The sequence below is a fragment of the Ruminobacter amylophilus genome (assembly GCF_900115655.1).
Lineage (GTDB): Bacteria > Pseudomonadota > Gammaproteobacteria > Enterobacterales > Succinivibrionaceae > Ruminobacter > Ruminobacter amylophilus.
In genome coordinates, this window is record NZ_FOXF01000006.1 from 41,339 (window position 1) to 61,988 (window position 20,650).

Sequence of the window (20,650 nt, forward strand, 5' to 3'; positions counted from 1 at the left end):
TTCTTTTTTTCGTCTGCTGAAATAAACTGTGTCGTGGGATAATAACGATGACAGCGCCTTTCTGTGCTTCAATCATTTTATGAACAGCGAACCATGGAAAGTATTTTTCCAGACGTGAACAGTCGATTCAGAGTAGGAACGTGATGCTGAAGTTTATAGGTATCGTAGCGGAATTATTCCACGAATTAATTGCAGACAGCAGTTACCATGTTGATAAAATCTGTTTTATAAAAATAATTTTTGAAGAAAATACTTCAAAGGCAAAGCTCGTTCCAGACCTCTGATGAAATTGAGAACCGAATGCATCAGCATACAGACTAAAACATCAGTGCAGATGTTTCTGCAGCGATGATTTGCACGGTGATTACAGGACGATAAGTTGAAACTGATAAATATCAGATATTGTTGATGTGGCTCATCACGGATTGCGGCAGTTCGAATTACGGTAAGGCCTGAAAGTGGAAAAAGACATGCCTGACACATGTCTTTTCCACTTTCAGTTTTGAAATTTTAATATCAATCAAATGCATTTTACCGGACGCGGCAGTCCTGCAATTTTGGTGGCAATCAGAGCCGGTCCGTCAGGAAAAAGCCTGTACAGATAACGGCTTGATCCTTTTTCCGGGCCGAATTCCTTTTCCATTGCCTTGACCAGAGCTCTGATGGCAGGGGATGTATTGTATTTTTCGTAGAAAGCTCTCACAAAAAGAATCACTTCAGTCCTTTCCTCGTTGAGTTCAAGACCTTCAGCTTCAGCTATGTGGCGTGCAACATCCATATCCCAGTCTGAAAAATTCTTAAGATAACCGTTATCATCGGTTTCAATAATTTTTCCGTTAACTTCCATTATTTGAGCTCCTGTCTCCGGAATCCCGGCATAGATAATCAGTAATAAAAAACCGGTCTTTTTATGTTTAGCTGCATGGCCGGAGATTCTTTCATGAGATCATGAAACTGCGAAGCCGGATTTATCTTCCAAGCTTGGTTTCGATGAATTTAACCGCAGTATCGACAACTTCCTGAATTGACAGGGTGGTTGAATCAAGTACCAGAGCATCATCGGCAGGCTTAAGCGGGGCAGTGGCTCTGTTGCGGTCTCTGTAGTCGCGGTCGGCAATTTCCTTAAGGATTTTGTCGTAATCGGCAGCAACTCCGCGTGATTCCAGCTGAGCTACGCGACGGCGGGCTCTTTCTTCAGCACTGGCATCAAGGAAGATTTTGGCTGAGGCGTCAGGGAATACGACGGTCCCCATATCCCTGCCGTCGGCGATAAGTCCCGGATTAACGGCAAAATCACGCTGTCTCTGAAGCAGGGCTGCGCGAACCTTAGGCAGTACTGCAACCTTTGAAGCGGCTCCTCCGGTTTCTTCGGTTCTGATAAATGATGATACGTCTTCGCCGTCAAGGATAACGGCAACAGCATTGTTCACTTCTTTGAATGAAAGGTTGAGACCTGATGCCAGAGCACTGAGTTCTTCTTCAGCATCAAGAGCGAGCCCCTTCTTAAGGGCCGCATAGGCTAAAACTCTGTAAATGGCTCCAGAATCAAGAATGGCAAAACCGTATTTCTTGCTCAGTCTGAGGCACAGTTCTCCCTTGCCGGCCCCTCCCGGACCGTCAACCGCTATTACGGGAACATTATTCTGCATTATTCTTCTCCGTTATGATTTCCTTTTTAATGTGGCAGGCTGTTTCTGTGTTTTCGGCAATCTGAACCGGATGTCCTGTCTGAAAGGAAAATCTTACTTGTGATGTCGTGAATTAAAAGAACTTCATCATAGATTAAGAAGGGGAATTTTACAAGATTAAAGCTTTATTTTTGATGTTCTCAGGAACGTCCTGTGTGCCGTTTAAAATATTTGAAAATTTTATTGAACGACCGGAATATTGAACTGTCTTATTTCTGTACAGAAAACAGCCGTGCAAAATATGACCGTTTCATCATTTACGATAAGTAACGGAGATGTTTAGTACAGGTAACATGAGCGTTCTGTTAAGATTTAAATAAGTGCTTATTCGGTATTTTCCTGACAATGGAGGAATCTTATATCATGAAGACAGTAAAACATTTTCTGCTGGCACTTGGACTCGGCATGGGACTTTGCGGGGCTTCCGCTTTTGCTGATGTTGCGCCTGCTCCCGCACCTGAGGGCAATGACGGTAAGGTTGAAAAAATTACCGCATCAAGGGCTGAAGTGCTGATGGTTCTTGACAAGAGCGGATCAATGTATGACATGACTAATGATACCATCGGCGGTTTCAATTCCATGATACAGAAGTATCGTGACATGAAGCTTCCGGTACGCGTTACCACCGTACTTTTTAACGACAAATCTAAGGTTCTCCACGACAGACAGGATATAAACACCGTCAGGGAACTTACCGGAGATGACTACACTGCATCAGGTACCACAGCTCTGCTTGATGCTCTCGGTCAGAGTATTACCAGACTTTCTGAGGTGCCTGACGTAAAGGAGGGCAAGGATACTCAGGTGGTAGTGGTCATTATTACCGACGGTCAGGAAAACAGCAGTAAGGAATACAAGAAGTCCACCGTAAAGAACATTATTGAAGACATGCAGAAGAAAGGCTGGAAGTTCATGTTTCTCGGTGCGAACATTGATGCCGTATCTGAAGCAGGCTCACTTGGTATAGATACAAACAATGCCGTAAAATACAGGAATACAGGTTCAGCAGTGCGTTCAAATTATGATGCCGTGGTTAATTTTACGGTTGAAGCAATGGAGGCTCCCGCTTCAGGCAGTATGAAGGGAAGCTGGAAGGACAGCGTGGAAAAGGATGATACTCCTGAAAGCACGGCTCCTGAATCCGCACCGAAAACCGGAGCTCCTGAAAAAAGTCTCAGGGGCGTGAAATAACGGCGCTTCCGGAAAGATCTGTAAATTCAAAGAAACTGCTTCTGGGGCAGTTTCTTTTTTTGGGACTTAGGATACATATCCGGTTCATGATTAAAATAACGGAAATGTTTCGTAACAGATGGTAACGGTCATCATACCAGAGCATTCCGTGGATTTTAATTGTTTTTTGTCTTTTGTTGTTCTTCTGTGGCAGAAAAATACTGATTTTCAGAAAGCTTACAGAAAAATAAAATATTATAAAACTGCTTAAAAATAAGGCATTTATGCTGTTTTTGTATGATTAGTAGGCAAACAGAATGCTTTTTACAAAAAAATAGCATTTTTTACTTTACAAGTTTTTTTGAAACCATATAATACACACATACACAGCGGACAGATGGCAGAGCGGTTGAATGCACCGGTCTTGAAAACCGGCGACGCGAAAGCGAGCCAACAAACATTCTCCCTCGCAGATACTGCGAAATCATTTAAATCCCTGAAGTTTCCGAATCCTTAAGTATGTTTTAGTGCTTTTGTGTTTCTTTATTTTATTTAATTGTCTGATTTTGAAATGATGCCCTGCATGGAGTTTCTGTATTCTCCGGTGACTATATTACGCTCCTTTCATTTTTTCGGTAAATGGCTGCGCATTTGAATGTTCTTATTTCTGTGCGGTGAACGGACGGAATCATCTTCATGGTTTTGCGGTTTAAAGTTCATACCGTACAGATGAGTAATGTCCTGGTCGCAAAATGGATTGTGGAATGTCTGGAACCTGAAAACGAAACAGTCTAAAGTTTTTTCGGAATGATTATCGCTTCGTCATTAATTTTTTCTGTGGAGGCTGTGACAGCATGGATGATTTCCCGATAGTGCTGTTTTAGTTCCTGATTATGAAGATAATTAATAAGGCTCTTTCGAAAATATCCGGTTATGTCAATCCGGTTTTTCAGTAAGGATAGACTCTGTGGCAGGCAGCATCAGGTGATATGATATTCAGGTTTATCTGAACAGATAGAGCGTTTTTTAGGCGTTCAATGCATTTTTGTTTACAAAATATTCATTCGAACAAAATATTGGAATTTTTTTCAAATTAGGTGTTTACAAGCTTTTAAAAATCTATATAATACAACACATACACAGCGGACAGATGGCAGAGCGGTTGAATGCACCGGTCTTGAAAACCGGCGACGCGAAAGCGTTCCTGAGTTCGAATCTCAGTCTGTCCGCCATTCTAAAGGTTCTTAAACCTGTCTTTTAAATCCTTTTAAAACCCTTTGATAAATTTCAGAACAGGCTTTTCTGTTATTGTATTCCGGTGTTTTTGTATCTTATCTGAATCACTGATTTCCGGTTCTGCTTTCAGAAAAATTTCGGTATGAAACGTTCAGACCGGAACGGCTGATTTACTTCCGTGATTTCCTTAAGCCTTCCGGCAACCTGTAACATTCCTGTTCCGTCAGGATTATACGGCCACAAAGAATTTAATCATGAAAATCCCGGAAACAACATAGGTAAGGGGAGTAACCTCCCTGAACTTGAAGGACATCATTTTAATTACGGTGTAGCAGATTAATGCCAGACCTATGCCGTTACCCACGGAACCCGATATCGCAATGGCGAGAATCATGATAAATACCGGAGTTACCTGTTCAATGTTCCTGAAGTCGATATTGGCAAGTCCCTGCATCATCACGAGACCGATGTAGATAAGAGCCGTGGAGGTTGCGGCCGGAGGAATTACCGATACCAGCGGGGCAATGAATATGCAGGATGCCAGAAGGGTGGCTGTGGTGAATGAGGTGAGTCCAGTTTTACCGCCGACCTGGATGCCTGAGGCGGATTCGGCAAAGGTAACCACTGTTGAACTGCCCGTGCAGGCTCCCGTTACCGTACCGATGGCATCAGACATCAGTGCTTCCTTGATTTTCGGAAGCTTGCCGTTTTTATCCAGAAAACCTGCATTGGCGGCCATACCGACAAGACTGCCGATGGTACCGAACATATCAATGATGCAGAAGGTTATCAGAACCATGACAATGGTGTAGGCTCCGATATTGAAAAAGGTATGGAAATCGAAGTTAAGAAGTGTCTGTTCATAGAGATTTCCGAAATCGGGAATGAAGCTCATGCTGTGAGCGGCCCTGAAAGGATTGTTCCCCAGAATAAAGTAATCAGCCAGCCAGTAGAACACGGATGATGAGATTATTCCGAAAATAACAGAGGCTGCACTTCTCTTTTTATGAAAATGCAGTATTACAAAAAGTCCCAGGAATATGGTGACGACCGAAACTATCATCTGGGAGTATTCTTTTCCCATACTGGTTTTCAGAAAGGTCGGGGTCATGGCCCCGAAGAAGTCCTTCATGATGTAGAACGGTTCGGTATAGTTGTTGCCTTCGGCATAGATGCTTACATTGCTGCCGAAACCTATGTATATCAGCATCATGCCGATGGCGGGGCTGATGGCTATTTTTATGCAGTCGGGAATGTTGTCGGCTATGCGGTGTCTCAGATTGAGCAGCCCCATAATCAGGAAAATCAGACCTTCAAAGAGAATGATTATGATGCCGGCGTGATAAGCCGTTTCATAGGGAACTGAGGTGGCAACGGCTATGTTGCCGACAATGGTGGCGAAAAAGGTGTTCATCCCCATGCCGGGAGCCATGGCGAACGGTTTGTTGGCCATCAGAGCCATGCAGAACGTGCCCAGGGCGGAACACAGGCAGGTGGAGATGAATATGGCGTTCCACAGAGGAGTTCCTGTCTGGAAGCCGGTAAGAATGTTTGGGTTGAGGGCCACTATGTATCCCATGGTCAGAAATGTGGACAGACCTGCAAGCAGCTCCGTTCTGACATTCGTCTTATTGGCCGTAAGACCGAATCTTTTATCAAGATTGAAAAACTGAGAAGACATGGGGTACTCCTTCCGGAATTTCTGACCGGGAGAGGCAGACCGGTGCATGATGTACTGAATGAAACGGTTCCTGCCGTAAAAATAATCATCATTTTTCTCATTGTATCTTTGGTGATTCAAAAAAAATGTTGTGAATACGGGTTTTTTGTAATTACGGACACGGGTAATAACGGTTTTTCTGCAGTTGCGTGAGCCGTTGCTCATTCCTGTACAATGCTTTAATATGAAGAAGATATGGAAAAAGGTTTTATTCTGTATCAGGTACAGATCCGAATGTGTTTAATCGGATTCAGAAATTATTACGGAGAAATGAATATGAGAATTGAGCATGCGGCCGTATATGTACAGGATCTTGAGAAGACCAGAGAATTTTTCTGCAGATATTTTGAGGCCACGGCAGGAGTTCAGTATCACAACCGGACCACTGATTTCAGATCATATTTTCTGTCATTTACCGACGGGGCAAGACTTGAGATTATGACAAGACCTGAGGTGAAGACCGAACAGCCGAATCCGTACAGGACAGGTTACGCTCATCTTGCTTTCAGTGTCGGTTCTGCCGCCGCGGTGGATGAACTTACCGAAAGACTGAAAAACGACGGTTACACCGTATCCTCAGGTCCGAGAACCACCGGTGACGGTTATTACGAATCCTGTGTGGTCGCAGTTGAGAATCTGCTGGTCGAAATAACCGTATAACAGCCCTGGTTTCACGGCTGCCGGAATGCTGTGTGGGACCGCGTTATGCAGTCCCTCATGATGCTAGTCTCTGATGCAGTCAGGTTTTGCCACCGGTCCTTCCAGCACCATTCTGCATTTTGCACATCTGTTGCTGACTTTAAAGAAGGTTTTGCCGATTTTCAGGTAGAGATCCTGCTTCGGAGCCCCGTGTCTTAAAGGACAGAGACCGAAACAGTAGTGGAGACAGTGCTTGGATACAAGTACTTCCCTCGGTGTATCCCCCTGATCCTTTTCGTAGGCCGGAACAGTGTTCTGGACTCCGTGAGTCAGATAGAATTCATTGGCTCTGTCATTGAAAATATTCGCCCTGAATCCCAGATTCATTTCGGATTCGGCTATACGAACGTCCTTCAGTTTTTCCGGTTCATGAACGGTCACTTTTTTCATCAGGGCGTTTTTGGTGATTCTGAGCTTTTCGATAAAGGAACGGCGGAGATCATTCAGCATGCTCTGAGGCACGAACCAGTGATGTGTAAGATTCAGTCCGAGATTCTCAAGCTCATAGCAGGTGCCTCCGAGACGGCCGATTTTACCGGTGATGTTGTCGGTAAGCTTCCGGTGATCTCTGGCTTCATTGCATTCAGGCAGGTCGGCGGTTACGGTAATTTCATGTCCTTCGGTGACCTCGTCGGAACCTTTCAGGCCGATACCTGTATCCGTTTCAAAATATTCCAGTCTTAGCTTCAGTGTTCTTACTGAGGAGCTGTCGGTAAGCTGACCTTCAAATTCCGCATCCTTGCTGCGGTAGAACATGGTTCCCGGTCTGATGAACGGCAGATCCTGAAATATTTCAGCCTGAGTGTCATTTATGACCCTGCTGATTCTGAATCCTGCAAGCTCGGCCTCGCTCTTATAGTAGTTGAGAGAGTCCCCGTTATGCAGCGTGACTCCCTTGAAAAGATTAAAGTGCAGTACGTGACCGGTAACGCCTGTAAGTCTGCCAATCTTTTCCCCCACATAGCCGGGAGCGTTGAAATTGGCATAATTATCCTTTCCCTCATGGGTGTTGTATTCCGTGAAACCGCGGTTGAAGCTCTTGGCGGGATTCGGAGTGAATGAGGTTTCGGTTCTGCCGAATGAACTGCGGCAGAGATCCGGACGTTCATCAATGATAAGATCCAGTTTTTCACGATACCAGGCGGTAATGTTGCGTACATATCCCTCGTCCTTCAGACGACCTTCGATCTTGAAGGATGATATGCCGGCATCAATCAGTTCCCGCAGATTTGCAGTCTGATTAAGATCCTTGAGTGACAGAAGAAATCTGTCTCTTGCGAGAATCCTGCCGTTTTCGTCATAGAGGGACTGGGCCACACGGCACAGCTGGGCGCATTCACCGCGGTTGGCGCTTCTGCCGGTCACTGCGGCACTGAGATAGCACCTTCCGCTCATGCCCACACACAGAGCTCCGTGTACAAAGGCTTCAAGCTTTATGTCTTTTGCGGCTGCTCTGATGTCCCTGATTTCCTTAATACTGAGTTCTCTGGCAAGCACGGCCTGAGAGAACCCCGCGTCTTCAAGAAATCTGATTTTGTCGGGGGAGCTGTTGTCCTGCTGAGTGCTGGCATGCAGTTCAATCGGAGGCAGACTGCCGTTAAGGAGACCGAGATCCTGAATAATCAGGGCGTCGGCTCCGGCATCGTAAAGTTCAAATGCCAGTTCCCTGGCTTCATCAAGTTCGCGGTTGTTCAGAATGGTGTTTAATGCCACGTGAATTCTGGCGCCGTACTGGTGGGCAAAGTCACACAGTTCCCGGATATCCTCAAGAGTATTCGGGGCATTGACGCGGGCGCCGTATGACGGGCCTCCTATATATACGGCATCGGCGCCGCTCAGAATGGCGGTCATGCCGCATTTAAGGTCCTTTGCCGGAGCCAAGAGTTCAATGCTTCTCATCTGAAATTCCTGTAAATCATGTAAAAAACTAAACTATCCGCCGTTTATCAAAAAACCTGCCGCGGCAGGTTTTTTGCATCTGTGATTCAATGCGGCCGGCGTCAGACCGATAAAGACGTCAGCCGGTATGTTGCTACTTTCCGTTTTCTTCGTTTTCGGCAGTACGCAGCTTGGTGTTGTAGAGACCGCTGTAGAAACCGTTGAGCGCGAGAAGCTCGTCGTGAGTACCTTTTTCCACGATATTGCCTTCGTTGACCACGATAATCTGGTCGGCGTTCTGGATGGTGGTAAGACGATGGGCGATAACAAACACGGTACGATCCTTCATCAGATTGTCCAGAGCTTCCTGCACCACCTTTTCGGATTTGTTGTCCAGAGCGCTGGTTGCTTCGTCAAGAATAACGATAGGCGCATTCTTGATAAAGGCTCTGGCGATGGCTATACGCTGTTTCTGGCCGCCTGAGAGCAGAGTGCCACGTTCGCCGATTCTGGTGTCAAGACCTTCAGGAAGATTGGCGATAAAATCTTCCAGGCAGGCATTCTTTACGGCCTGTCTGATTTCTTCCTCGGTGGCGTTTGACTTGCCCATGATGATATTGTTTCTGATGGTGTCATCAAAAAGGAAGTTGTCCTGGAAAACATAAGAAATGTTTTCACGCAGGGAGTTGATGTCGTAGTTTCTGGTGCTTACGCCGTCAATCAGGATGTCGCCTTCCTGCCATTCATAAAGGCGCGGTATCAGGGAACAGATGGTTGACTTTCCGCCGCCTGAATTGCCTACAAAGGCTACGGTCTGAGACTTGCCGACCTTCAGGCTTACGTTGTTCAGCACCTTTCTGGAAGAATTGTAGCTGAAGGAAACGTTCCTGAATTCAACGGATTCACTGATGCCTTTGAGTTCAGGCTTGTTCATGGCGTTTTCCACTTCCTCAACCGGCTTGTATGAGAAAATCTCATAAATTCGGGCCAGGGCGATGGCTGATTTCTGCAGTTCGATGAAGTTGTTGCCGATGGCCTTGAGCGGAGTGTAGAGCATGATGAGAGAGGCGATGAATGAAACGAATTCACCGCTGGTGATGGTCTTGTTGATAATCAGCTTGCCGCCGAAGGCGATTACAATGGCCACACCGCAGGCTGCCACGAGATGCATTGTAGGTGAGAGCCAGTTGGTGTTTCTGATAAGACGCATGGCCAGACTGAATAACTGAGAGGCTCCGGTTTCAAAATTGTCCTTCATGCGCTTCTGAAGGTTGTAGCACTTGATTACGTTCTCGCCACTTGATGTTTCGTTATAAAGAGACAGAAGTGATGCGCTTTCGGTATACGTCTTGTTCATGATCTTCTTGATGGTCTTGCGGACTATTCTCAGAGGCAGGAACAGAACAACGAGCACGCCCACGGCAATGATGCTGAGCTGCCATGAGTTGTAAAGAAGAACACCGATAAGGGATACGGATGAGAAGAATCTGGTAAGACCGAGTTTCAGGTTGTTAATCAGACCGCTGGAGGCCATTTCGGCGTCATTGTAGTATCTGTAGATGATGTTGCCGGAGTTGTTGTCCTTGAAATAGGCGCTGTCCATGTAAATCAGCTTGTTGTACAGGTCTCTTCTGAGATTCAGGGTGATTTTGTTGCCGACATATCCGTTAACAATGGCTGAAAGGTAAATGAAGATTCCCTGAACCAGAGTGAAGGCAATAATGATGAAAGGTACGTAGGAGGTGAAGTTTTCCTCCTTGTTTACCAGAACTTCATCCATAAAAGGCTTCAGGAAGTAGGCGATTACGGCATCAAGCGCGCCTACCGGAACCGTGAGTGCAATACCCAGCAGGGCTACGGCGATATAAGGTTTGATGTATGGATAGATTTTTTTGTAAGTATCTATCAGACTAACGTTTTCTAATGTTTCTTTAGCCATAAATCAGACTGTCTTATTATGTAAATCCGAAAAAGTTTTCCTGTTCCGCACGCAGAACGCGTGTCCGGAGGAAACGAACCCTTCTCATGAAGATATTCCTATATTATACAGAAAAAGCACTGTAAATAATCTGTCTTTGTTGGTAAAAAGTTCAAATAGGCGCCCGAAAAGAACAGATTGTGCGCAAAAAGTCCTTATGGATCAGACGGTATGCATCCCGGTCTGTGTTTCAGAATGCCGAAACATCGGAGGAAAGCCGTTTTCAGAAAGTTTTACAGCTGCGTATCATAAGGATTTTCATGAGGCTGGCGTACCGCACGCAGACGATACTCTGACAGGGACGCTGAAATTTTCAGAAAACGGTTAAAATACGTACAGTTATGGGGTTTATCATAGAAATTTTCTCATTTTCCCATAGTGAAAAAGGCGTAGAATAAAGCAGAAAACCGGAACTGAAGCCTCCGGATGCTTTAATTCTCTGCAGAACCGCATACCGGTTATGTGTTTTCAGATCACATTCTTTGAAAAGTTATCGGTAACAGTCAATATAAATAGTCGAACAGGGGATTTTAAGATTTGACTATTGTCGGATGTACCTTTACAATGAGACAAAGTTTTTTGCTTTACCCGGTTTTTGTGATCCGTAACCGCCTTTTTATCCGTCCGTTCAAGACGTATTGACGGAAATCAGGTACATCAAAGGATCCTTACAGAATTATAAGACTAAAAAAATGAACGAAAAAATTTACAATTTAAGAATCAAAGAGATTACCAATTTATTACCTCCAGTGGCTCTCAGCGAAAAGTATCCTATAACTGATACCGCAGCCGCTACCGTAATCAAAGGCAGAGAAAACATTCACAACATCATGAAGGGCAAGGACGATCGTCTGGTTGTCATCACCGGTCCGTGCTCAATTCACGATGTCAAGTCTGCCATGGAATATGCATCACGTCTGCTCAAGCTCCGTGAAAAGTATGCCGACACCCTTGAAGTCGTAATGCGTGTTTATTTTGAAAAGCCTCGTACAACAGTAGGCTGGAAGGGCTTAATCAATGACCCGTTCATGGATAATTCATACGATATCAATGCAGGTCTCAAGATTGGCCGCAAGCTTCTTCTTGATATCAATGAACTGGGCATGCCTATCGCTACCGAATACCTTGACGTTCTTACTCCGCAGTACCTTGATGAATTCATTTCATGGGTTGCAATCGGCGCAAGAACCACTGAATCACAGGTTCACCGTGAACTTGCTTCAGGTACTTCCGCTCCTGTAGGCTTCAAGAACGGTACCGACGGTACTGTTAAGATTGCAATGGATGCTCTCAAGTCAGCAGCTTCAGAACATACCTTCCTTTCAGTAACCAAGTTCGGTCACAGCGCCATCGTGAAGACCCTCGGTAACGAAGACTGTCACATCATTCTCCGCGGCGGCAGCAAGGGACCAAACTACTCAGCCGAACATGTAAACAAGGCTGTTGAAGATCTCAGCAAGGCCGGTCTTGATCCTGTAGTAATGATTGACTTCAGCCATGCAAACAGTTCAAAGCAGTTCAAGAAGCAGGTTGAAGTTGCCGAAAACGTAAGTCAGCAGATCGCTTCCGGCGTGAAGGGCATCTTCGGTGTTATGATTGAAAGTCATCTGGTTGAAGGCAGACAGGATCTGGTTGAAGGCTGTGCAGACAAGCTCAAGTACGGTCAGAGTATCACTGACGCTTGTATCGGCTGGGAAGATACCGAACTCGTTCTTGAAATGCTTTCTAACGCAGTTAAGAGCCGCAGAGCTGTAAACAAGTAAGTTTGAATTTAGCAGACAGTCCCTTGTTTTACAGCGGGACTGTTTTATTTTTATTATCGTGTAGCCGGAAATATTAGGGAAAAATAAGGAGAAGAGATGAGTCGTTATTCTCTTGATAAGGATAAGATTAAGGTTTTATTACTTGAAGGCGTGGACCCAAGTGCTGTAGAGACCTTTAACAAAGCTGGTTATACCAACGTTGAGTATCTCAAAAAGGCATTGGACAAGGAAGAACTGATTGAAAAGATCAAGGATGTTCATTTCCTTGGTATCCGTTCTCGTACCTTCCTTACCGATGAAATTTTTGAACATGCCCACAAGCTCTGTGCTGTAGGCTGTTTCTGTATCGGTACCAACCAGGTTGATCTTGAAGCCGCAAGAAACCGCGGTATTCCAGTATTCAACGCACCTTACTCCAATACCCGTTCGGTTGCAGAGCTTGTTACCGGTGAATACCTTCAGCTGTTCAGAACCGTTCCTGCCAAGAACGCTCTTTTACATCGCGGCGGCTGGGACAAGAATGCAAAGGGCTGCTATGAAGCCCGCGGCAAGACCATCGGTATCATCGGCTACGGTCATATCGGTACTCAGGTAGGTATCATCGCCGAAGCCCTCGGTCTTAACGTTATTTTCTATGATATTGAAAACAAGCTTGCCCTTGGTAATGCTCATCAGGTTGAAACCATTGATGAACTGTTTGCAAGAGCAGACGTTGTGACCATGCATGTTCCTGAAAGCCCAACCACCAAGAACATGATCAATGCAGCCGCATTTGCCAAGATGAAGGACGGCGTTATCTTCCTGAATGCTTCAAGAGGTACCGTAGTTGACATCAATGCTCTCGCTGATGCTCTTGAATCAGGCAAGGTTGCAGGTGCCGCATGTGATGTTTATCCTGTAGAACCTGCAAAGAACGGCGATCCGTTTGACTGCGTATTAACCAAGTTCGATAACGTGATTCTTACTCCGCACATCGGTGCTTCAACCCTTGAAGCTCAGAAGAACATCGGTATCGAAGTAGCCAACAAGCTTGCATTATACTCAGATAACGGTTCAACCCTGACTGCAGTAAACTTCCCTGAAGTTTCTCTTCCAACCCAGGGTAACAGCGTAAGCCGCCTGCTTCACATCCACAAGAACAATCCTGGCGTAATCAACAAGATTAACCAGGTGTTTGCAGACCGCGGTATCAATGTTGCAGCACAGTACCTTCAGACCACCCCTGAAATCGGTTATGTTGTAATGGAAATCCACAGCGACAAGCCTGAAGAAGTTCTTCACGAGCTCAAGGCTATCGACGGTACCTTAAAGGCACGTGTACTGCTCTAGTCCGATATTCTGAGTTCCGGACATGCCGGAATTCCGATGACTGTTAACGAAAAACTCTGCGTCTTTTCCGGCGCGGAGTTTTTTTGTCTGAAAAATGTTCAGACAAGATTGCATAAAGTTTACGATACATGCTGATTATATATGCATGTATAACCCAATTATGTGGCATAATGGCAGATATACCGATATACACTGAAGGATAGATATGGCTTACTGTGACTGGAAAAACACCTCCCCTGAAAATCAGGCATACCATGATAAAGAATGGGGCATCCCCGTGCATGACGACAGCAGGCATTTTGAATGTCTGATGCTGGAAGCACTGCAGTGCGGTCTCAGCTGGTCAATCATCATCAGAAAAAGAGATACTGTCAGAGCCTGTTTTGACGATTTTGATTATGTGAAGGTGGCGGCCTATACTGAAGCCGATATCGAAAGAATTCTGAACACCGAAGGCATGATCCGTTCCCGCAGAAAGGTTGAAGCGATAATTCATAATGCCAGATGTTTTCAGAAAATAGCGGATGAATTCGGAAGCTTTTCAGAATACATCTGGAGGTATACGGATAATGTGACAGTCATATACGATGGGCATGATGAAGGTCGGATTCCTTCATCAAACGCGCTTTCCGAAGATATCAGCAGGGATCTCAGAAAGAGGGGACTGAAGTATCTGGGGCCGGTTACCGTATATGCGTATCTGCAGGCCGCGGGGATTATCAATGATCATGACAGGGACTGTCCTTGTTTCAGAAGAATTGTGTCGGACTTCCCAACTACGGTAAAAAAATGTGAAGGCGATACAGAAGTTATCTGTTATCGATAGTAAAATTAATATATAGACAGGAATCAAAGTGTTTTTGCCTGATTCCCGCAGATTATGAAACAAACGGATGGAACAGTAATGATTTTCGATAAAATCAAGGTGATTAAAGCGGATATAACTACACTAAGCGTGGATGCCATTGTCAATGCCGCCAATAAAACGCTGTTAGGCGGTGGCGGGGTTGACGGAGCAATTCATCGTGCCGCAGGCCCTGAGCTGCTGGCTGAATGCAGAACTCTGGGCGGCTGTGAAACCGGCGAGGCCAAAATCACCCGCGGGTACAGACTTCCGGCAAAATACGTCATTCATACCGTCGGTCCCGTATATCACGACAGACCTTCCGATCCGGTGAAGCTTTCAGGATGCTACCGCAACTCGATGGATATCGCCAGAGAGCATAACCTGAAATCGATTGCGTTCAGTGCCATATCATGCGGTGTTTACGGGTATCCGATAGACAGGGCTTCACGCATAGCCGTGGAAACCGTGTTTGACTGGCTGTCTGAGAATTCTGATTATGAGATAGAAGTGTATTTCGTCTGCTTTAATGACGATGTGTATGATGCCCTGACCAGAAATGTGGCTGTATTCTGCGAGAAGGCATAGAATCAGGCGGAAATTCTGAATTATTCCCGCATAAAACCGACAAGTGCGGCAGGAGGTGGATATGGGAAAAAAGGTTTTGGCGATTGTCAGCAGTCCCAGAAAAAACGGCAACACCGATATGATGGTGGAAAGCTTTTTAAAAGGTGCGCGTGATGCCATGCATCGTACTGAAAAAATCTATCTGCGTGACTGCAAAATAGAGTTCTGTCGCGGATGTGAAGTGTGTTCATCAACCCATCACTGCGTGATTAAGGATGATATGGAGCGCCTGGTTGACAAACTGCTTGATGCCGACGTCATAGTGCTTTCAACTCCCGTGTATTTTTACAGTATGAGCGGTCAGATGAAAACCTTCATAGACAGACTGATGCCGGTCTATCCTGAACTGAGGGGCAGGGAATTTTATTTCATTACGGCAGCCGCTGACAACGACACCATGATTGAAAGAACCATGCAGGCCCTGGAAGGTTTTACCGACTGCATTGAGAATGCCGAGATAAGAGGCAAGCTCTACGGAGGCGGCAACTGGCGCAAGGGGGATGTTGAAGGAAAGGAAATTCTTAATACTGCCTATATGATGGGGGCAAATGTCTAGCAGTCCGCCTTTTTCAAGTCATGTAAACGCTCTGTTCAGAACAGAGCGTTTTTTTATAACGGAATGATACGGAGGCAAATCATAAATACCTGAATCTCTGAAACGGTTCTGTACCGGCCGGAAAAATAAAAAGCCGGTCCGTCTGAACCAGCTGAACGTTACATGAAGAGAAAATGCACCGACATCGATTACACGAGCTTAAAGGAGGAAAACGCTCGGTGTCAGAAAGAGGAGAATGTCCGAAGTCGGTGCTGTTCTTTTCCTCTAAGAGAGGGTAATTTATATTTTAATTAAGACATGACCGAAAAAGTGAGACATATACGACTAAATATGGATATGCAGAATTTTTATTAAAGATATATATACAATATCACATAAATATAGATGGTTTTTAAAATTTTTAACAATATTTATATAAATAAATATATGTGTTAAAAATTTAACACGCGTTCTGTCTCATTATCAGGTAAGGATGTGTCAGTAATCGGTATGTTACAGACAGTATCACTCAATGTGCAAAATATAATGTCGCATTTTATATGCGTATCGAAAGAAGATACGGATGAAACTGCTGACATGATTATATTTTTCTTCAGGAAGAACGGATAACCTGCCGGGAATCAGACTGTTTTCTGATACTGGACATTCTGTTTTTTAAGGCTTTTTATCCGGTGAATCATCCACACGTGCGATAAAAACAGGCCTGTAGGGCCTCTGCCCTTTTCTCTATGAACCGTTTTTATTCTACGCACTGACATCAAGCATATGTTTTCTGAAAAAATATCCAGCCTTCAGCATTTCTGCATAATTCCGTTCTTTTTAAGTGCCGCGGCCGTTTCCGCTGACATACCGTCGGAAAGGGATTTCGGTACTGGACTGCGTCAGACTCTTGCCGAGAGCATGACCGATGACGTTTATACTTCAGGCATCATTGACTCCTTATCTTCGGCACAGGGACTCTCCGATATGGAGCAGCTTTATGCCGGTGATATTGTTTCTACTCACGGTGAACTCACTGAAATCATGGAAAAGGAAAGAACAGCGGATATCACCGGAATTTCGGAAAACAGTGATTCCGGAGACTGCAGTTTCGGGGATATGCTGCGGCTCTCCGCACGGGGAACCGTAAAATGCCGATTTGAAGGAGAAAGTGCTGACGGCGGAGAGGCGGCCACGGATGATACAGGGATAAACGCGGGAGACGGCAATGGTCGTCACTGCCTGCTTACGCATGATTTTAAGGCCGTTCCGCCGGTATCTTTCTTCGGAACCTTTAATTACGGCGTCTGCAGGGATGAACACGGATGCACGGAGTTCTGGCTGGGAGACACCAGAGACAATTCACTAAGCGGCAGCTGTACCGTTTTTGAAAAGGAAATCGGTCTTACCGTTGAACGTCCGGAGGTGATAAGGGCTCTTATCCTGGATACCGTTTATTATGATGATTATATTCAGCTCTGGGTAAAAGCGGAAGTCGAGGGAGAAAAAACCGGAAATGATGATGAATCGGGGAACGGTGAAAATCTCTGGGTTAAACTCATCAATCTGCCGAATGATGATTTTCCGCCGGAGACGGGAGGCAGGTGTGAACTTAACAGAAGTGAAATCACCCGTCTTGAGACGGACATCTGGCCGATGATCCTGAAGGCTGCATCCGTTTCCCGCGAGGAGTCTGCAGGCAGGGTGCTTAATCTGAAAATCAGGGAACGGGTGTCCGTTACCGGAGGCGGCGAGGGATACATGAATTTCCGTATTCTGTACGATACCGGAAATCTTGTCGAAAAGGATTACTGGGGAAATTCCGAATGTACCGGGTTATTCGCCGGAAACCCCCGAGCTGTACTTGGCGGAAAGTGTCTTGAACGTATTTCAGGAGACGAATCAGATGTGAACGGCAATGATTCAGGAGATTATGAATGCATTGTAAGGTCGGGGATAAGGCTCTGTTCCGATGCCTTCAGAATGCCGGATTTCTTTTTAAGAGACGGAAGACTTGCCGGACTGTGGGATCCTTTCTGCCGGAGACTTGATGTTTATGAGCGGGAGAATGATTTATCTGATGACAGACCTGAAGCAGAAGGCAGTGTCAGAGGTGACAGACTGCGGAAAATGCTTGCGTCGGAATCCGGTAAAAAGGTTCCCGTGGATGAACGTGTTCAGCAGCTGTCCGACGGTTTCCCGGAACCTGACGCCGGCATTATGGCTGCCTACGACGTGCCGGATGAGAATAACGAAGGGGTAGAAGAGGCGGCTCTTCTTCTGCAGACTCTTCAGTACATGCAGAGTGACGTTGTCTGTACCGGCGAACAGAGTTCCGAACGTTCATGCAGTGTCTTTAAGGGAACGGCCGATACCTGCAGAAAAGGTTATTTCGGCAGAATGGACTGCTGTAATGCGCCAAATACCGCGGATGCCGGAACCTATATCCGTATGATTACATATATGGCGGCACTTAAAACCGCATATGCCTCACTCGAAAACACATCTTCAGCCATGGGATCCTGGGCGGGAGGAACACAGATGACCGGTTCTCAGGGGCTGATATCCGGGACTGCCGACAGCGTTATCGGCAGTGTCATGGATACGGCGGTCGAGAAGGCGAGAGAGGAGTTCATGCAGGCCATAACGGCAAGGCTTGCCGAAATTGTTGAGAACACCATGGGGGAAGCCGCAAAAGAGGCGCTGTTTACGGAAACCGTAAGTGAGGAGGGAATAAGCATGATTCAGATGAATCCCGCAGTGATCGGGGCAATGCAGGGAGTCATGGCCGCATATGTGGCTTATCAGCTGGCTAAAACCCTGGAGGAGATAGCCACGTCATGCAGGCCGAACGAGATAGAAACCTCCATGAAGCTTAAGCTTGATTCCTGTATGTATACCGGGAGATCGTGCACTGAAAAGGTTCTGGGAAAATGCGTGGTTTACGAACAGAGATACTGCTGTTTCAGTTCTCCTCTGGCCAGAATAGTCATGGAACAGCTCCCGGAATCCGGCTTTGACTTTCCGGACGGAGTATGCGGAGGTATTCCTCTTTCCCTATTATCAGAGGTCGATTTTAAAAAGATTGATCTGTCTGAGTGGCTCAGATACGTGGAAAACACCGATCTTCTGGATGTAAGCAGAATGTCCGTGGACGGACTTACCGGCAGCGGCAGTGTTTTAAACGTGAGCGGAAGGAGTGATAGCAGACAGAGAAATGCTGAACGTCTGCAGAAGGGGGCAAAGCCTTGAAATCCAAGTCCTGAAGCCAGCTGTACATGATTTTTTCGGCAAATTTTTGTACATTGTTCTTAAAGTGTGAGAAATAAGAAAAAATCCCCTCGGACAGATGCGTTTTTCCCGACAATAAGTCTGTAAAAATATCTTTACAGTCCGGAAAAACATCCGTTTTTGTAAGCCTTAAATGTTAATTTGTGTGAGATTTTAGCTAATAATTGTTATAGATATTGATAAATATGTTAGCTGTATTCATAATTAACCATGATAAAAGTATAAAAGGTAGTCTGGTAAGGATTTTACCTTTAAAATAAAACTATCCGTTTCTATGGTCACCGGTTCAGTCACTCTGTATGCTTTGGAGGCTGTATGATACTGAGTGTCGTATGACGACGGGGATCAATCAACAGTTATAATAAAATAAGAGGTTTTAGCCGGTCAGTTTTGCATGAAACCGGTCGGTACGGGGATTTTTCTATGAGATGTCAGGAATGTAACGCTGAACTTGATGATGACGTGCTGTTCTGCGAAAAATGCGGTGCAAGAATATCAAAGGATAACAGCATTGCAAGCAAACTTCATTTTTCCAAGAACAGACCTGCAGCGGCAGCCGAGGGGACTTCCGGAGGTTTCTACAGCAGTACAAATAAAGGCAAGAGCACTGACGCCAACAACAGTGTTGTTTTTGATGCCAAAACCATTGAAGACGACGTGGCCAACATCGTAATCGACAAGTCTGAGCCGGTTCAGACACAGCAGGCTCCTGTCGTTGATGATATTTCCGTTGAGGCAGAGGAAGCTCCGGCTGTTCAGTCTTCAGACAGTGAGATTACCCTGGATCTTTCCGGAGAAAATTCAGGAACTGAAGATCCTGTTACCGTGGATCTTTCCACTGACACATCAGTTACGGCTGACGATACGCTGGATTTTTCCGCAGAAACCTCTTCAGCCGAAGAGCTGATTACTCCTGAAGTGCAGGTGAATTCATCCTCTGCAACTGCCGAAACCGGCGGTATTGCCGCCATGATTCAGAAGGCCATGAGCAACGCCGGAACCGACGGTGCTTCATCCGAGTCTCCGGATGCAGTACAGGAAACTCCTGACCATGGCAATGTTCAGCAGACTTCCATGACGGAAGAAAAGGCTGATACCACCGCTAAGGGAACCGAAGATCAGCAAAAGAAGGAAGAAAACGCAGGCAACGGAGAAAATAATGAAGGTGATGATGACATCGCCGGAACCTTTACCTATCTTGCAGGGTCGGCAGAGAGACAGATAAATGCGTTTCTCGGCTGTGCCGTCGGTGCGCTGGTTCTTCTGGTGCTTGCAGTGGTAACGACTGATTTTATCAAGGTGCTTATGGCTCTCCTCGGAGCCGGCTGTTTCGGTTATGCCTTCTACGTTGCTCCGAAGGTTATTGAGGCTACCGTGAATGCTCTGGTCAAGGGAGAGGGATATTATTTCATTGAATACGTAAATGAAATCAGTAAATACATGAAGACCGCGGTTATTCCGGTGGGAGCAGGCATGGCACTTCTTCTCGTTGCCATGATTCTAGAATGGTGCGATCATGATTACGGCGCCAAGTATGTAACTCTGCTTTCCATGTTCGCCATGGCCGGCGGTTTTGCTGTGTCAGGCGTGTGTGCTGCAAGATTTGCGGTGACTAACAAGATTTTTGATGAGCTGGCTTCAGGCAACAAGCCAAAGAAAAACTATTCAGACGTCATCAATTATGTCGCAGCAGGCGTGGTTTTCGTTATTGTCATTCTGTCTGCGGTTATGGCGGCATAACGGATATATTTTTACTTTTTTATGATTTCGTCTCCGGTTCGGTTTCCCTGGCCGGAGATTTTTTATTCATCTTGCAGTATTTCCGAGCTGTGTTTCATTCTGTATAAACAAGTCGTGCTATAATCCTTAAAAAGTGGTTTCAGTGCCTGATT

General features: G+C 45.6%; 15 protein-coding genes and 1 tRNA gene. 11 read left to right on the forward strand and 5 right to left on the reverse strand.

The window, feature by feature from the left end; translation table 11 throughout:
* The first annotated feature begins 143 nt into the window (after positions 1-143).
* A complete protein-coding gene (locus tag BMY80_RS12190; RefSeq protein WP_177178478.1) occupies positions 144-284 on the forward strand; it encodes a hypothetical protein in 141 nt (46 codons plus the stop codon).
* Between the two features lie 236 nt (positions 285-520).
* On the opposite strand, the gene BMY80_RS02850 is transcribed toward BMY80_RS12190, so the two are convergent.
* Positions 521-847, reverse strand: coding sequence for a TusE/DsrC/DsvC family sulfur relay protein (locus BMY80_RS02850; RefSeq protein WP_031578044.1), 327 nt, complete (start codon positions 845-847; stop codon positions 521-523).
* A gap of 121 nt (positions 848-968) precedes the next feature.
* Entirely contained in the window at positions 969-1,649 is a 681-nt protein-coding gene (gene cmk, locus BMY80_RS02855; RefSeq protein ID WP_093140718.1) for a (d)CMP kinase, read from the reverse strand.
* A 402-nt stretch (positions 1,650-2,051) separates the two neighbouring features.
* Between cmk and BMY80_RS02860 the strand changes: the two genes are divergently transcribed.
* The gene (locus tag BMY80_RS02860) at positions 2,052-2,879 is read left to right on the forward strand and encodes a vWA domain-containing protein (RefSeq protein WP_245730024.1); all 828 of its coding nucleotides are present in this window, start codon (positions 2,052-2,054) and stop codon (positions 2,877-2,879) included.
* A 1,123-nt stretch (positions 2,880-4,002) separates the two neighbouring features.
* Positions 4,003-4,090, forward strand: a tRNA-Ser gene (locus BMY80_RS02865).
* Between the two features lie 233 nt (positions 4,091-4,323).
* Here the strand turns inward: BMY80_RS02865 and BMY80_RS02870 are convergent.
* A complete protein-coding gene (locus BMY80_RS02870) occupies positions 4,324-5,775 on the reverse strand; it encodes an NCS2 family permease (RefSeq protein WP_093140805.1) in 1,452 nt (483 codons plus the stop codon).
* Between the two features lie 315 nt (positions 5,776-6,090).
* Here BMY80_RS02870 and BMY80_RS02875 point away from each other — a divergent pair, with 315 nt between their 5' ends.
* The gene (locus BMY80_RS02875) at positions 6,091-6,474 is read left to right on the forward strand and encodes a VOC family protein (RefSeq protein ID WP_031578040.1); all 384 of its coding nucleotides are present in this window, start codon (positions 6,091-6,093) and stop codon (positions 6,472-6,474) included.
* 63 nt (positions 6,475-6,537) lie between these two features.
* Here the strand turns inward: BMY80_RS02875 and BMY80_RS02880 are convergent, their stop codons facing one another.
* Complete coding sequence (locus BMY80_RS02880) at positions 6,538-8,412, reverse strand: peptidase U32 family protein (protein WP_093140723.1); 1,875 nt, start codon at positions 8,410-8,412, stop codon at positions 6,538-6,540.
* Between the two features lie 133 nt (positions 8,413-8,545).
* Complete coding sequence (locus BMY80_RS02885; RefSeq protein ID WP_093140726.1) at positions 8,546-10,330, reverse strand: ABC transporter ATP-binding protein; 1,785 nt, start codon at positions 10,328-10,330, stop codon at positions 8,546-8,548.
* 731 nt (positions 10,331-11,061) lie between these two features.
* Here BMY80_RS02885 and aroG point away from each other — a divergent pair.
* The 7 genes from aroG (at position 11,062) to BMY80_RS02920 (ending at position 20,498) form a co-directional block, all read left to right on the forward strand.
* Positions 11,062-12,132, forward strand: coding sequence for a 3-deoxy-7-phosphoheptulonate synthase AroG (aroG, locus tag BMY80_RS02890; protein WP_093140729.1), 1,071 nt, complete (start codon positions 11,062-11,064; stop codon positions 12,130-12,132).
* 96 nt (positions 12,133-12,228) lie between these two features.
* Positions 12,229-13,461 (forward strand): phosphoglycerate dehydrogenase, encoded by a 1,233-nt coding sequence (serA, locus tag BMY80_RS02895; protein ID WP_093140731.1) that lies wholly within the window; start codon positions 12,229-12,231, stop codon positions 13,459-13,461.
* A gap of 205 nt (positions 13,462-13,666) precedes the next feature.
* A complete protein-coding gene (locus tag BMY80_RS02900; RefSeq protein WP_093140734.1) occupies positions 13,667-14,287 on the forward strand; it encodes a DNA-3-methyladenine glycosylase I in 621 nt (206 codons plus the stop codon).
* 78 nt (positions 14,288-14,365) lie between these two features.
* Positions 14,366-14,893 carry an O-acetyl-ADP-ribose deacetylase gene (locus tag BMY80_RS02905; protein WP_031578034.1) on the forward strand — a complete coding sequence of 176 codons (528 nt, stop codon included), beginning with the start codon at positions 14,366-14,368 and terminating at the stop codon, positions 14,891-14,893.
* A 61-nt stretch (positions 14,894-14,954) separates the two neighbouring features.
* Complete coding sequence (locus BMY80_RS02910; protein WP_093140737.1) at positions 14,955-15,488, forward strand: flavodoxin family protein; 534 nt, start codon at positions 14,955-14,957, stop codon at positions 15,486-15,488.
* A 765-nt stretch (positions 15,489-16,253) separates the two neighbouring features.
* Complete coding sequence (traN, locus tag BMY80_RS02915) at positions 16,254-18,719, forward strand: conjugal transfer protein TraN (protein WP_093140739.1); 2,466 nt, start codon at positions 16,254-16,256, stop codon at positions 18,717-18,719.
* A gap of 462 nt (positions 18,720-19,181) precedes the next feature.
* On the forward strand, positions 19,182-20,498 hold the full coding sequence (locus BMY80_RS02920) for a zinc ribbon domain-containing protein (RefSeq protein ID WP_093140742.1): 1,317 nt from the start codon (positions 19,182-19,184) through the stop codon (positions 20,496-20,498).
* Positions 20,499-20,650: the final 152 nt, after the last annotated feature.